At 52.1% G+C, this 14,151-nt stretch carries 11 protein-coding genes; 7 read left to right on the forward strand and 4 right to left on the reverse strand.

The features are described 5' to 3' along the window. Positions 1-71: 71 nt before the first annotated feature. Positions 72-467: a DUF7970 domain-containing protein gene (locus NDI76_RS19430; protein ID WP_310925834.1), complete on the reverse strand. Its 396-nt coding sequence runs from the start codon at positions 465-467 to the stop codon at positions 72-74. Further along, the gene (locus tag NDI76_RS19435) at positions 464-1,339 is read right to left on the reverse strand and encodes a ParA family protein (protein ID WP_310926101.1); all 876 of its coding nucleotides are present in this window, start codon (positions 1,337-1,339) and stop codon (positions 464-466) included. Before NDI76_RS19435 ends, NDI76_RS19430 begins: the two co-directional genes overlap by 4 nt. Before the next feature lie 1,678 nt (positions 1,340-3,017). Between NDI76_RS19435 and NDI76_RS19440 the strand changes: the two genes are divergently transcribed. Then, the gene (locus NDI76_RS19440) at positions 3,018-3,251 is read left to right on the forward strand and encodes a hypothetical protein (protein WP_310925835.1); all 234 of its coding nucleotides are present in this window, start codon (positions 3,018-3,020) and stop codon (positions 3,249-3,251) included. 515 nt (positions 3,252-3,766) lie between these two features. Beyond that, on the forward strand, positions 3,767-4,402 hold the full coding sequence (locus NDI76_RS19445; protein WP_310925836.1) for an IS6 family transposase: 636 nt from the start codon (positions 3,767-3,769) through the stop codon (positions 4,400-4,402). Positions 4,403-4,446: 44 nt separating this feature from the next. On the opposite strand, the gene NDI76_RS19450 is transcribed toward NDI76_RS19445, so the two are convergent. Next, positions 4,447-5,562 carry a HEPN domain-containing protein gene (locus NDI76_RS19450; protein ID WP_310925837.1) on the reverse strand — a complete coding sequence of 372 codons (1,116 nt, stop codon included), beginning with the start codon at positions 5,560-5,562 and terminating at the stop codon, positions 4,447-4,449. Between the two features lie 191 nt (positions 5,563-5,753). Here NDI76_RS19450 and NDI76_RS19455 point away from each other — a divergent pair, with 191 nt between their 5' ends. From NDI76_RS19455 to NDI76_RS19465, 3 genes are all read left to right on the forward strand, one after another. Next, entirely contained in the window at positions 5,754-5,963 is a 210-nt protein-coding gene (locus NDI76_RS19455; protein ID WP_310925838.1) for a hypothetical protein, read from the forward strand. A 58-nt stretch (positions 5,964-6,021) separates the two neighbouring features. Then, the gene (locus NDI76_RS19460; protein ID WP_310925839.1) at positions 6,022-6,636 is read left to right on the forward strand and encodes a hypothetical protein; all 615 of its coding nucleotides are present in this window, start codon (positions 6,022-6,024) and stop codon (positions 6,634-6,636) included. Positions 6,637-6,997: 361 nt separating this feature from the next. Next, positions 6,998-8,149, forward strand: coding sequence for a PH domain-containing protein (locus NDI76_RS19465; protein ID WP_310925840.1), 1,152 nt, complete (start codon positions 6,998-7,000; stop codon positions 8,147-8,149). 311 nt (positions 8,150-8,460) lie between these two features. On the opposite strand, the gene NDI76_RS19470 is transcribed toward NDI76_RS19465, so the two are convergent. Further along, positions 8,461-10,167 (reverse strand): DUF4143 domain-containing protein, encoded by a 1,707-nt coding sequence (locus NDI76_RS19470; RefSeq protein ID WP_310925841.1) that lies wholly within the window; start codon positions 10,165-10,167, stop codon positions 8,461-8,463. Between the two features lie 333 nt (positions 10,168-10,500). Here NDI76_RS19470 and NDI76_RS19475 point away from each other — a divergent pair, with 333 nt between their 5' ends. Beyond that, positions 10,501-12,762 (forward strand): MBL fold metallo-hydrolase, encoded by a 2,262-nt coding sequence (locus NDI76_RS19475; protein ID WP_310925842.1) that lies wholly within the window; start codon positions 10,501-10,503, stop codon positions 12,760-12,762. A gap of 27 nt (positions 12,763-12,789) precedes the next feature. Beyond that, positions 12,790-14,007, forward strand: coding sequence for a hypothetical protein (locus tag NDI76_RS19480; RefSeq protein WP_310925843.1), 1,218 nt, complete (start codon positions 12,790-12,792; stop codon positions 14,005-14,007). Positions 14,008-14,151 lie beyond the last annotated feature (144 nt).

Here is a 14,151-nt window from a genome sequence, read left to right on the forward strand (position 1 = left end):
TGCTTCACCCACATAGGACCATATAGCGGATTCTCACTTTGTTCGTCGTTTAGGCTTGACTCCGAGGCGATTCACTCGAACGTCATTCCGTATCCCCACTCTTCTAATGTAGTCTCTACCTCGTCTAAGCGTTCGAGACCAACCATCACAAGAGCTTCACGGAGATCTGTCAAGGAGACGTTGTCGTCAAATCGATCTTCGAGTTCCCGAAGTGCATCCCGTTCCGACGCTTTTGTTTCTGATTGAAGGAAGAGTGGAACACGGGTTCGTCCATCCTGTACGCCATCACGACGGAATTTGTACGGAATCTGCATCGACCTATTTTGTTGTTTTGGTTGTGAATCGCTAGATAGATCGTCCGACTCACTAGATGACTCAGCTGCCGAAGAGTCAGTATCCTTCTGCTCAGACTGCTTTCCATCGTCCGCAAAGGGATCGTCCCCAGCCCCCTTTTTCATTCCAGTCATGTAATCATCACCTCATGATCAACGTCGCCAGGTTCTGGAGGATTCGGGGCTTCAATACCAACCTCGGTTTCAAGGTGGCGCGCAAGACGGTCAAACTGTGCGAGCGTCTCGATTTCGTAGTCACGGCGGCGATCGCGATGTGTTCGGACATACTCGAACGCAGAACACTGTTTCATCCAACACCCCTCCATCAACGACGAACGTTCTCCGATGATCTCTGGAATCGGATAATCGATTTCGCCGAGAATCGCGTTTTGGTCTCGCGTATTCTTGAACCCAATTGGAATTCCTGCGAGGACACCGACTTTGATATCAAGCTGGTCTTCGAACCCCGCAACCAAGGCTTCGAGACCTTCAACGGCGGCACGACCCTTCGCACTTGGTTCAACAGGGATGACAAGCGACCGAGTTGCGTTGATAGCGTTGTAGAGATGTGGTCCTTCGGTCGCAGGTGGGTCACAGATAAGGACGTCATACTCGTCGGGGACGCCGGCTTCACGGAGGACCCGAAGGAGCTGGGCGTGTATACCAAACGCCTCACCCATCGCCTCCGATTGTTCCTTCTCACGCTGGAGATACTCTGTGAGGTCCGAGAGCATGTTGTGTTCGGGGACGATGTCTACACCTTCGACGGTGCGGATGAGATCCTTGAAGTCGCCTATTGGTCGTCGGACCATGTGCCGTACGATATTGTCGACGGATTCTGTCCGCTGGTCGTCAACGCCGAATAGTCGAGAAAGGTCGCCGTCCTGTGGATCAAGTGGCACGACAAGTGGTTTGAGACCCGCACGTGCGTGTGCGACAGCGAGATTGGCTGCTGTCGTCGTCTTGCCAACACCCCCCGCTTCGCTGTACGTCGAATACGCTAGCATTAAGGCATTCATGATCACCCTCCACCTTGAATGTTCGTCAGACATGTTCATGAACATAACTACTGAATAAATGTACTGAACACAACTAATGAATATACTATCTAGCATATAAAATACCGCTTTCAAGAGCCTAAGAATGAATCCAAGATAGAGGACAAGTAAGCGACTCAATGCAGATGGTGCCTGCTACACGAATACGAACGCCGTGCCCGCCACATGCGCTAATTAACTGCCGCAAGCACGGTGCTCACAAATACCAACATTCTAACCAACTTGACGTAAGTATGACTTGTTGTCGACGATTGTACGCAGAACTACGCTCCCATTGAGTTCATGGAGTATACTGAGGTGAACGGAGAGAGTGAATGTCAGTGAGATTATCTAGTTTGTTGCAACTGACCGGCTGACGTCTTGGAGTGTCATTGCGTCACAATGATCCTCACGCTTGGCCTCTACAAGTCGACTGCTATCACGGCCTAGTCCCGCTTCTCGTGCATTTCCTTGCCGTACCGGATGCTCTCCTAGATGTGTCTGCGGTGACGTCCAGAAATCACATCACACCCTGAACCGCCTCGAAGCAGCCAAACGTGGACTCACAGAGATTGTTGAGTCACTTCCCAACGGTTGAACAACTTCGAAACAAGAGATGAACGAGATGGCTGCAACCAATTGCTGAACGGAATGAATGAATGTACTGAACACAAGTAATGAACATGACCTATGAACACTATCCTTGAAGGTGAGTACTGAATATCTGACTAAAGCACGAGTAGGAAGCTCAACTGACGACTAACCCGCTTTTGCTCTTCACTTCTATTCCCTCCGACCCCACTACTATCTTAAAGACTCATACCCTGAGCCCCGGCTCTATGCTTCTTCTACTTCGTCGGAAACGAGGGGTGTCTTCCGGTGACGGACTCCGACGAGGAGTCCAAGTGGTCCGAGGAAAGCGGTCGACGTGCCGATCCCGACCGCGTCACCGACGTCATACAGCGGAACCTCGCACATCGTGATGTCGATACCATCAGCGACGATCCCGAGCAGCGTGAGTTCTGGTCGTGGAACAATCCCCGTTCCCAAAGGCCGTTCGCGACGCCTTCGGCGACTTCCGCCAGCAGGAGTCGCTCCTCCCGGCTTCGGGAACAACGCTCGCGATGACTGCGGCGAAACCTACCCGTTCCTCTGTAGCTCCTGCGGCCAGTCGGTTGAGTTGGGACGGACCTGCTCGCAGTCGGTCTGTATGAGGTGTGGTGTCACCTGGATTCGCGACAGCGCTATCAACAAGACCGCGAAGCCGCCCTCTTCGGATCGAGAAGAACCAGCACACGCCCGACGCTGAGCACCAGAAGCTCCATCACAGCGTTATCTCCCCGCCGCTTGCGTGATACCGCGACCTCGCGAAGGCCGGCTACTCACTCGAAGAGGCGAACGACACCACGAAAGAGATCGTCAAGGAGATCCTCGACGATCGCGCTCAGGGCGTCATCGTTCGCCACAGTTACCGCGGCGCGGACGCGGACGGATCGATAGCATCCGACCACGATGACATGGGCCTGCGGAAGGAACTCCTCAACTCCGGGCGGATGTTCTACGGCGACGTTCGCGACCAACTCGCGTGGAAACCGCACTACCACTGTATCGTCGTCACCGACTAGTTCAAGACCGCCGACTTCACGAAGTGGATCGAAGCGGCGACGGGTGGGTCGTCCACCGCATCGAGGACGAAGACGGAAACTCCCTGTACAGCGACGGCGACATGACGCGGGCGCTCACCTACTCACTGAGCCACGGTGATATCGACGTCTACGCCAACTCGAACAACAGCAGCGCGGCCAACTACGTCGGTGCCGCGCTCGGAAGCGTCTTCAAGAGCAGTTCGCGGTTCGTCGCGACGGACTCCGGTCTGAATTAGGCCGACGGGAAGGTCCGCGAACACTGCTGGCGACTCCTCGGTCTGAACAGTGCTTCGACCGAGTGCGGCGCATCGATCCTGCCCGTCGACGACCCGGGTGAACTCGCGCACCTCATCATGCTCGAACTGTATCCCGACGATGACCCGCCCGCGCACGTGAACACAGACGGTGTGCTGCACCATGTTGCGAAGGGGAACATCCGCGTCGTCGACGACCCGTGCGGTGACGGGTACGGCCACGATCACGGCACAGATGAGGACGACGAGTACGTCTGCGACGGTACTCTGATCCCCCTCCGAGGCACGCTCTCTCGGTCTCCTCGAGGACGAAGAGTGGTGTGCCGACGCACCGTTTATCGACTAGGCGTGAAAGGCCGACCGGGAGTGGACTGACGACTTGAATCGGTGGAAGTCGAAACCAGTTGTCAACGCGGCCGGCGTCAGGTGACGCCGACCGCGGACGGTCGTGTTTAGTTAAGCGTGAAAAGTGAGGCGACGTGATTTCTTGGTGCTCTATGCCAGAAATCAGTCGCCTCGCCGGTCCTAGTGGCTGGATCGACATGGAATTTGTGGAACGAGAGCGGACACCCGAGCCAGCGATGAAGCTCGGTATTCAATCGCATCTAGCGGGCCTCTCGCTATCGAATACCGTTTCGTTGCTCGAAAATCTGGGTGTCGAACGCTCTCGAAAAGCCGTCCATGACTGGGTGCAGAAAGCCGATCTACAGCCGACCGACGGAGAAAGCCCGAATCACGTCGCGCTCGACGAGACGGTGATTCGGATCAACTCCCTGCAATACTGGCTGTACGCCGCCTGCGATCCCGAGACAAACCAATTACTCCATGTGCGACTCTTTCCAACCACGACGACCTCAGCAACGCAGATTTTCCTCACTGAGCTCCGCGAGAAACACTCCGTCGAATCTGCCGTGTTTCTGGTCGATGGCGCTCAGCACCTCCAAACTGCGCTTTCCCGAACTGGGCTCCGATTTCATTCTAAACGACATGGAAATCGGAACGCCATCGAGCGTATCTTCCGCGAGCTGAAACGCCGAACTTCGTCGTTCTCGAACTGCTTTAGCCACGTTTTCCCTGAAACCGCTGAAAACTGGCTCCAAGCATTTGCCGCCTGGTTCAATGCTCCAAACTAAACACGACCCCGCGGACTCCCCGAGAGTTTTTCAGTGCCACTGGTCTATTTCTTGAGGAAGTACACTTGGTTTCCATCCTCCTTCTTTTCGGCAACGCCTGGTCTTGTCTCTGCTTCAGGTGACTTCGCAAATGCGGCGGCCCTCGCTGCTTTTCTCATATCACGAGTCGCAGTGAACGCTTCCTTCAGGAGTTCATTCTCTGTTAGACCCTGTGGATAATTAGCTAAGATCATTTCGAGGATCTGCGGATTGGAGGCGGTTGTCGCCGCGGGGAAATGCTTTGACTCGTATTTCCCGCGGAATACCGGGCTCAATTTTCGTTGCAAGACAAATCGGCAGTATGACTCAAGCTTGTTAGCTAACTCCTCCTCATTTTTGTCAGTCGATCCATTATGCACTAGATCGCTCCGCGCTGTCTGGCAAGCCTTCATCTCTTCCTCTAGGTCATCAGCTATTCTAGGATGGTCATTACCAAGAGTTTCTTTGACCTCCCGTGCCACCGCTTCAGGTATTGATTCCCATCGGAGATCTCTTTTAAGGAATTCTATTAGTCTAGACCTGACATCATTTTCTTTGATCTCATCCTTGACGACATCCTCAGCGTGTTCAACCGCTTCTACAAACTCATGTCCTTGTTTTTGCTTTGAGATCTCTTTGGGTTTTGATTGGTTTTCAAGCGTGAACCAGAACATGATGAGCCGGTCTTTCGGCCTCTCAGACGCTAACCCTAATGCATACCATCTAAGAGCCCGCATGGTTCCTTCATCAATCTCGTTGCTTTCTTCAACCGAGGTGAAAATATTGAATAAAAGTCCGTTCATTTCCCTCGGCATAGGAAATATCGCCGACTCTCGAATGTGTTGAACGGATTGATCTGATCGGTATGTTTTCCACGGTGTTTCGGCCACGATCCCGTGACAGGTTAAGAAGCTGAGAATCTGAGCGAGCCTCTGTGCTCGTTGATATATCTCGGATCTTCTCTCCTCAACCTCGTTAGCTTCCGCATCAAAACCGGCGACAAGCTCGAACGTTTTGTACGTAAGCGACTCATCCATCCGGCTTCTCGTCGTCTCTTGGATCTTGAACTCCTCAAGATCGATCTCGGGGAGAGTAATTCCTTCCGTTCGGAGTGGTATACGTACCTCATATGGTTTTGACATACGACGACTCGTCATTCAATGGGAATAAGTCTGCGGACCAGAGAACCCCCAGTACTGGTTGCGAAACCGAGTAGCTGTGTTTGGAAACCGAGTTGTAATCTATCATCCATCACCCACGTGGCCGAGCCTCGAAGAGTGTCTCTGCTCGTACGGATGGATGCCCGCAACAACGGCTTGGGGGTGGCGCGAAGGTGACCGGTCGACGCTTCGGAGACGAACTTGGTCCGACGTACTTGGAGGCTGTTGAAGCGCGAGACGACGACCGATGCGCCACGCTCGTCGAGGTTATCGAACACTATCTCGTCACGGACCTCGAAGCGAACCTCGCGCTTTACTACGGCGACATCGGGGAAGAGTTCGAATCGGTCCATCTGGGGTCAACCGTCGAATTCAGCGTGTAGACTTTCTCATAGCGAAAGTATTTGGTAGTTTCACTCCCAGTATTGGTCCACAATTCACGTGAGTCTGCTACAATTATCGTCCTCGGAAATTTCTCTCCTTTCTCTCGCCATCAGCGTCATTGGTGTTGGTATAAGTTTAGCAGTTCTTGCCGTAGGGATCTGGAACCTTTACCTGAGTCATTATCAGACGACGCGATCTGAAGTGTCACTTCTGCCCGAGGAAGGAGGCGAATTTGGATTCAGAGGGGGAAACCATGCTATCGACGAGCGTGCGATGTGGAAGGGGCCACTCACCCTCATGATGACGAATGCAGGGGAAAAAGGAGGATATGTTAGTTCAGAGGAGTTCGTGATTGTTGGACTGAAGAATGGGGATGAGATAGTCGAACCGGGACCAATCTCAGTTGAGCAACCCAAGTCTTCAAATAAAATGGTTGGGACAGAAATAGGTCCAGGACAGACGACACGGTTTCTGATCCCCCTCCACTTGAAGACTGAAACTGATATAGGCCCACTCGTAGAACACGAGTTTGCCATTATTGAGTACGCGATTACGGTCGAAGATGGACAGGGTTCGTACGAGGTACGCGAAAAAGTAGATGCCCTAATTCCTGGACCAACTCCAACCATCGAAGCATGGGAGCAGCACGTAGACGAACATCAGAACGAATAGTCGAGAGAATGCAGGCTAATGTGCGAACACTATGAGAGATTTCTATGAGCAACGGAGATGAACAGCATGACGACCGCGGTCTAGAAGACCTTCGCGGTCGTAACCGACGCCCTTGCCCGTAGCTTCCTTCAGGTCTCTCACATCCAAGCGCGTCGGTCGGTCTCTTTCATCTGCATACTCTGCATGATGTACAATGAGAGGGACGGCATCTTTGAGATGAAACCAATGGTGGTATTATTATATATTGATACCCTGGAGGTCGGTCATCTGACGTTGTCTTGGATCTACAGCTATGTGCATTTCATATCATCTATATCTAATTATTGGAAAAGAGTAAATACTATCCAGTATATGATTTGGTATGGCACAGAGGACATCTCGAGGGTTGCGGTGGGTGGGGGACAACAAAGCGTTAGTGTACAATGCAGAGACGAATGTTTCATCGGGTCCCTTCTCAGCGAGTGCTAACAAGACTGCGCAGTCGGAATATATCCGAATGGATAAGGAGCGGTATCTATATGAACACAAGAGAATCAAAAAGAACCGCGATTTCAGTGCGGATTTCTCGTCGGATATGTATTATCGTCGGATAGACGGATCTAACTACTCCCATCCAGTTGAGGAGCGAAAAGAATTTGACAGAATGTACGATAAGTCGGTACAGATCGCTTCTCAATGTCCATCAGCAACGATCAGCATAAAGAAATTAGCTGACTACAAGCTTCACAACCCGCTTGTAAGCTACCTTGAAGACAAGACTCCACTAATGATCCTTCATAGTGCCAAGAAAGGCATCTCGATGGGTTCTGAATTGATCTCACCTGATGAAGAGATCAAACCCTCCAGAGGTCTGCGCTGCTACACGGTGTTATATGATGATCATTTTGAATTTATACTTGGGAAGAGAGAAGACGATAGAGTTGAGACGTTTTCCTACGAGGAGATAACCGATGTCGAAGTCAGTACTGGTCTCCTCAAGAGTCGTATCTCCGTAGTCCTAGACACAAACACATACCACATCTGGATATCGCGAAAATACTCTAGTGACCAAGTCAAGACTGCAGCCAAACTATTCGCGTCCAAATCCCCTCTAGAGGCCTCTCAAACTAACCTTCATAACAAAACGATTAGCAGGTCGACAAACTCTGATTTCGATCCTTCAGAGTATGATACAGACAATAAGTGGTGGTTACTCGCACGGGTTGCATTGTTCATCCCGATAGGGCTTTTTATGGCCTTTGCCGCAGTATCCACGATCTTCCCACCACCTGAGAATGCAGCGCTCTGGGGTGGTCCAGTTCATACAGGGTTAGCACTCCTGTTCTCGCTATCGCTCCCTGCTACTCCTGTATTATTTGCTGCTGGAATAAGTGGAGATAAAGAATATTTAGTAGAGGAAACCGGGCATGGGACCGAATGGGGACCTACTGCTGTGCTTATCTTTCTTTGCCTTACTTTTGGGCTCTACGGTGCCTATTACCTTCTCTGGAGATGGAAGACCTACAGCAACTGACCCTGTGCCAAAAACCAATCTCGTCTTCGCGATCTCCAGATCGTCAAAGGCAGTTACTATACTACTGGTCTGGAAAGCAGTCAATGCACCACCTGTGAGGGCCGCTACCGCGACTAATCCAAACATCAAAGGGCTAGCAAGTCTCACATAGAGATACGCTGATTTGGTATCACGACCAATGAATCGATTGTCTCAAGGTAGAACTGGTTGTTAGTGATATTTGAGGGCATTCTGGATTTTTACCATCATCCGTGTTATAGCTTGTAGCGACTATTCCAAAGAGAGGTTATTGAATCCCAATTCTTCTGTAATCAGCAAATGAGGAGGAATAGCCAGTATGGTACGTAACAGAGATCGACACCGTCTTGTTCAATGACGAGCGAACTGGATTTCTCTACCTCCTTCGGTAAACTATCTGTAATGATGAACCGATAGGGTGCCTTGTAATTCAGTTCCCGGAGCTCCTCACCCCCCGGAATTGGGTGTTTTCCACTAGTTGGATCGAACTGTGTTGCTATCTTGTCTGCATTACCGGCATGTGGGTGGTAGGAGAGAACGAATGGGAGGATCAATCCTTTGTCGTTGTGAAGAATATAATCTACTGTCCCCGCCTCAGTTTCAGCATATTCGACGGAGGTATTCTCATCGTGTGAATTAGACACTTTCCATGCTAGCCGTTTTGCATGATCGAACGCGACGGTTCGGGCGAGTTTATACTCAAACTCGTAGTTGAGCGACCGTGTCCTTTCGTATGCCTCGAATCCGTGATGTTCCTGACGTTGCGAGAGGAGTACCACATGCCGTGGGTTCCGTAGATAGAGTCTCGTCCGACGGTGTCGTTGTAGTGAGAAATCGTGAGATTCTGAAACTGCTATCCCCTCGTCTAGCACTGACAGATAGGTATCGACAGTCCGGCGATCAACTTCTAACTGTTTACTGATATCTGTGTACTGGAGTTCCTTACCTGTCTGACTCGCAGCTAGCGATGCGATTCGGTGGAGGTTCTCTGGCCGTTGGATTGATTCGTATTTCGCGAGTTCCTTATAGAGGTACAGCAGAAAGTGAGAGCGGACAAGTTCGTTCTTTACCGTAGCCTTCTCCGCATCGAGTAAGATTCCTCCTTTCTGTAAATATTCACGAGCAGCTTCGTACAGCCCATCTCGTTCGACATCAGAGAAGGCCTCGAAGTACAGTTGATTTAGCGCTGCGACTGCAGTGTCCAGATCCTCAGAAGTAGATAGATTGTTTCGGACCTTTTTGATCAATGCATCGCCATCTATGCTCGTTGTGCGGAGAGATTCGATTTGAACGTTGAAATCTATATCAACATCTGTAAGTGCAGTATCGTCGTATGTATTTTGCTGGACGGTCTCGACAAACTTCATCGGTAACATCGCACGCGGCCATTCAATCTTCAGCCTCTCTTCCTCCGAGATTCCCCTTAAGTCAACTTGTGATTTGACGATTCCCGTCAGAAGTAGATAGGTATCTTCCTGTACAAATTCCAATAATAACCGCTTTTGTTCATTATCAAGTTGGAGTGCGCCGACATCGTCGAGGATGATGTATTTACGTCCTCTGCGGGGAGCAATATGTGAATAGAAGTAATCAATAACTGTTCTCAGTCGTTCAAGAGCCTTACTTGACGGTTCGAGATGATAGAGAGAATCCTCAAGAGGAACATAGAGAATCTGGCGTGGATCAACTGAACCGATGATATCAGGGTCGCGATTCCCTGGTGAGAAGTCAGCAACATCTGATTCAAGAATTGCAGCGATAAACTGTCGAAGAAGTGTCGTCTTCCCAATTCCTGTGGGTCCATAAATTGGGTATGCTAGGCTCTCGATCCCTCTTTCACGCTCTTCATCAATCGATCGAAGTAGGTTAAGGAGGTCCGAGCGAGGAGTAAGTGAGGTAACATTCGATAGATCTGATTGTCGACCACTATTGGTATTCCACCATTCATTGTGCCATTCGGCGTCTGCGATGAAATTAGAACTACGAGACGTATCCGCCATATCGGTGCTTAGCAATCTCATGCTATAAATATGCATCACCCTGATGACGCAATTCCCGATTTAGCGTGGTACAAATGTTATCGCATGATGAATGTCTTCTCTCTATTTCCTCTCTTTGAGCGGCATTCGTTCCATGGGTACAGAGGAAACGTCTACGCAACGGCGATTCCACTCTTCGCCTCTCGAGGATTAAAATAGAATTTTGTAACAACAGGTTGTTCCTATCTGCGATAGACTTATTAGGGAGCAGTCAAAATATGACACCGTGGATGAATACTAATACCACTTTAACGTCGAAACGGCTGATCGAATTGAGAGAGGACAAAGTATAGGATGAGCACCGACATCGCCGGTGACGATACACAGACCGAGCACGTCGTCTCTCGCGTCTCATTTGACCACGTTACCCTGAACGCGGGAAACGAGTCCATGCTCCTCCGGTTCGAGTACGATACTCGCGATGAGGTCGCGTGTGTGCTAATTGACGCAGGAAACCATCTTGACCTAGATTCCTGCCTTCGGTCAACCGACACGCTTGAAGCCGTCTGTCTCACACACGCGCACGCCGACCACTATCAGTCACTCGATAGTGCACTAGGAGGCGACACACGACTATTCACCTCGCCCGCAACAGCAGCCATCCTCGGGACGGTCCTTGCGTCCGCCGAGGACAGCGGATTCGTCTCCGACCCTGATCGAATTCTCGAAGCAACAACGCCCATCAACGGCTGGACCGACGTCGCACCGAATGTCCGCGTACACCCGGTCCCTGCGGGTCACACTCCTGGTGCTGTCGGCTTCGTGGTTCGGTTTCGTGACGAACACGGCAACCAGGACATGTTGTTCACTGGTGACTTCACGCTCACATCTGCAGGCGGCTACGCCGGGTTCGACTCCGATGCCGTGTCCGACGTCGAATCACTGTTCCTGACAGTCGCGACAACGGATGACGCCGAAGATCAGTTGACCGAGGGTATTACAGAGGCCATCGAACGCGCACACGGTGGAGCAACAGTTCTCGTTACCGCGGCCGGCCTCCAAGGCGTCCACCTCGCTACTCTCCTCGCGACTGTCTCTGCAGAACTGGACCTCGATATCCCGGTTCAACTCGTCGGACAGGCCGCAAAGATATACGACGACCTGGAATACAACCTCGACGGCGTTCACTCCATCCACGAGTTCGCGAACCCTGCGTCTTGTCTTGATCACGGTGTAGTCACGATTGCAGGACCGGATGTCCCGACCAAGGGAAGCGCTAAGCGCCTATACGGAGTCATATGCGACGATCCGAATGCATGTCTCGTCCAATTTGTCTCCTCAAACACCACCCCCCTCTCAGGCACTGGTCCATGCGCCACGTTCGATTACTGTGGCTCGATGCATCCCTCTCGTGAGACACTCAACACCATCGTCGATGCGGTCAACCCTGTCGAAGTCATCACCGTCCACGAGCACGGTGGGGCGGGTAGGCGATACAACGATTTGAACTCGTGTGTCTGGTCTGCGACCGAACGCAGTGAGTTCACGCTCTATGAGAACGGGCGGTGGCTCGCTCCCCCGTGGACGAACACGAAGTACGCATGGGTGCCCGACCAGCCGGTCGACATTGGCCACCTCGTAGGATATCAGCTCGACGATTTCCCGCTCACCTCGATCGACCGGAGCGAGGTTGATCTGGCGCAAGAAGGCGTAGATGTCGACTGCATCCGCGAACGACTACATAGAGCACAGCCCACCGATCACCCGACTGAACACTGTACGACGCCGATGGTAGATTCATCCGACGCCAACGAAAAGACCGACAGTTCGGACGCACAGTTGTACCGCACCACGAATGCAGAGGTGGACGCAACGGGGTCGCTCTCCGATAACTCACTCGCACCTGACGGAATTGTGTCCGGGCGGGCGTGGCAGAACCTCGGAGCAGACGCAACTGCCGCCGACCAAGCCGATACTCGCGATGCCAATGAAAATGAACAGCGCGCAGACGCTGTCCCGCAGACCGACGAAGTAGAACGGGGAGAGATTGATGCGGACGCCGACCAGGCACACGCAGATGCCGAGTCCGACGTACTTGCCGAGCAGACGGTTGAGGACGAAGCTGAATCGCAGGTGCTCGAAACGGAGACAGACCAAGACGAAGCTGACGACGAATCTCCGGCGACCCCCGGTGATTCTACTGTCGCTTTCGAGATCGACCCGCTATTGCTTGCAATTGTTAGACGTAGGGTTGAAGAACAGTCTGTCGAGACGTTTGTCATCGATGCACTTCACTCGTACCTTGAAACCATCCTTCGGACTGGAGAGGTGCCCGAAGGGACGACGGATAACCTTGATATAGACATCTCGGTCGGTGAGCGCCTCGGACCTGTGCTGACTGGTGCTGTCCACGACGAGGGATACGGCTCGGTCTCTGACGCTGCCCGTATCGCTCTCGCAGAATTACTCGGAAGCGATACTACCACCATCTCCATCTCCGAACAAAAGCTGGATCTACGATTCGTCACTGCGGCGATCGCGAACCCTGATTACGGATTTGAGAGCCGTCACGACTTCGCTGACGCTGCAGTACTGTGGAGCCTCGACGATCAGTAAGTAATCAATTAGCAATTCACGACTCCCATGACCGACACGATCAACATCGACACTGAGACTGGAACCGTCCGCTTCGAGGATTTCACCGTCGCCGATAACGAACTGGCGACGTTCCTCGCAGAGCAAGAGGAGGATGCGCTGGAAGACGCCGCTCGACACGTAGTGCGAATCGGGGCAGCGACGCTTTCACTCGCCGAAACCTCGAAAGAGGTGGAGCACGTCAAACGCGAGTTCGATCAAATGCGGGCTGACTTCGACGAAGAACTCGACACCGTCAAAGACGAACTCGACCGACGATTCGGCGACGACGGTGAAGTCTCCGCTATCCTTGACCGGCACCTCGGGAGCGAGGGTCGCCTCGCTCGAGAATTAGACGACGTATTCGGCGACAACGGTCGGCTCGCACGACGACTCGACGAAGAACTCGGAGAGGATGGCGAGCGTATCCAGACGGCATTAGACCCCGACCGTGACGGTACACCCACGAACCGTCTCCGCGAGACGATTCGCTCGGAGATCCGTGAGCTCGCCACTCAACTCGAACGAGAAGATGCGAAAGAGGAGGGACGGGATGAGGTCCGAGAGCGGACGACAGAGAAGGGATATATATTCGAAGACCAAGTAGACGAGTTCCTGACTGACCTCGTTTACGGGTCGAGCCATTCCGTCGAACGAACCAGCGAAACTGTCGGCGAACTCACGGACAGCAAAGTCGGCGACTTCGTCTTGACGCTTGGCACGACTGAGCAACGAATCGTCGTCGAAGCCAAGAGCGAGCAGAACTACACACAGCCTAAAATTAAATCGGAGATGCGAGAGGCGATTGAGAACCGAGATGCCGACTACGGTATCTTCGTCTCCGAGTGTGAGAGTTACGTCCCGAACAAAGTTGGCTATCTTCGTGAGTTCGACGGAGAATTCCTTTCTGTTGCACTTTGCGCCGACGAGGATGACGAGGTCGACCCGCGTCTGTTACATGTTGGGTTTAATTGGGCAGAAATGCGTGCTATCCAGACCCATGTCGAAGCGGGCGATGATATTGACGCCGAGTTCGTTCGGACGCAAGTCGAAGAGGTCGAGGACTCCGTCAGGAAGTTCTCAAACATCAAGCGTGAGTGCAGTAACCTCAAGCAGAGCGCCAATTCGATCGAAGAGAGTTTAGATAGTATTCAGGGTGAAGTAACGACGCGGCTAAACAACATCGTCGGAGAGATGAGTAAGTCTGACTCAGCTCCCGATAAGTAGCAAAAAACTCCGAAATCACCCCAAGATCACGTTATCGGCCGCGAAGTCTACCGCTCTGCTTCTGATTATCTTCTCCTTGACAAGTATCTCTCGTGCAGGTTTCACAACTCGCACTTTATTATCTATATTGGAACTATGCGGGAG

Origin of the sequence: Halogeometricum sp. S1BR25-6 (assembly GCF_031624495.1) — an archaeon.
GTDB lineage: Archaea > Halobacteriota > Halobacteria > Halobacteriales > Haloferacaceae > Halogeometricum > Halogeometricum salsisoli.

What these genes read in the sequence shown, in the direction of transcription:
- NDI76_RS19470 (WP_310925841.1), bottom strand. Translation starts at nt 10,167, where the DNA reads ATGGCGGATACGTCTCGTAGTTCTAATTTCATCGCAGACGCCGAATGG.
- NDI76_RS19465 (WP_310925840.1), top strand. Translation starts at nt 6,998, where the DNA reads ATGGCACAGAGGACATCTCGAGGGTTGCGGTGGGTGGGGGACAACAAA.
- NDI76_RS19430 (WP_310925834.1), bottom strand. Translation starts at nt 467, where the DNA reads ATGACTGGAATGAAAAAGGGGGCTGGGGACGATCCCTTTGCGGACGAT.
- NDI76_RS19480 (WP_310925843.1), top strand. Translation starts at nt 12,790, where the DNA reads ATGACCGACACGATCAACATCGACACTGAGACTGGAACCGTCCGCTTC.
- NDI76_RS19445 (WP_310925836.1), top strand. Translation starts at nt 3,767, where the DNA reads ATGCCAGAAATCAGTCGCCTCGCCGGTCCTAGTGGCTGGATCGACATG.
- NDI76_RS19475 (WP_310925842.1), top strand. Translation starts at nt 10,501, where the DNA reads ATGAGCACCGACATCGCCGGTGACGATACACAGACCGAGCACGTCGTC.
- NDI76_RS19435 (WP_310926101.1), bottom strand. Translation starts at nt 1,339, where the DNA reads ATGCTAGCGTATTCGACGTACAGCGAAGCGGGGGGTGTTGGCAAGACG.
- NDI76_RS19450 (WP_310925837.1), bottom strand. Translation starts at nt 5,562, where the DNA reads ATGTCAAAACCATATGAGGTACGTATACCACTCCGAACGGAAGGAATT.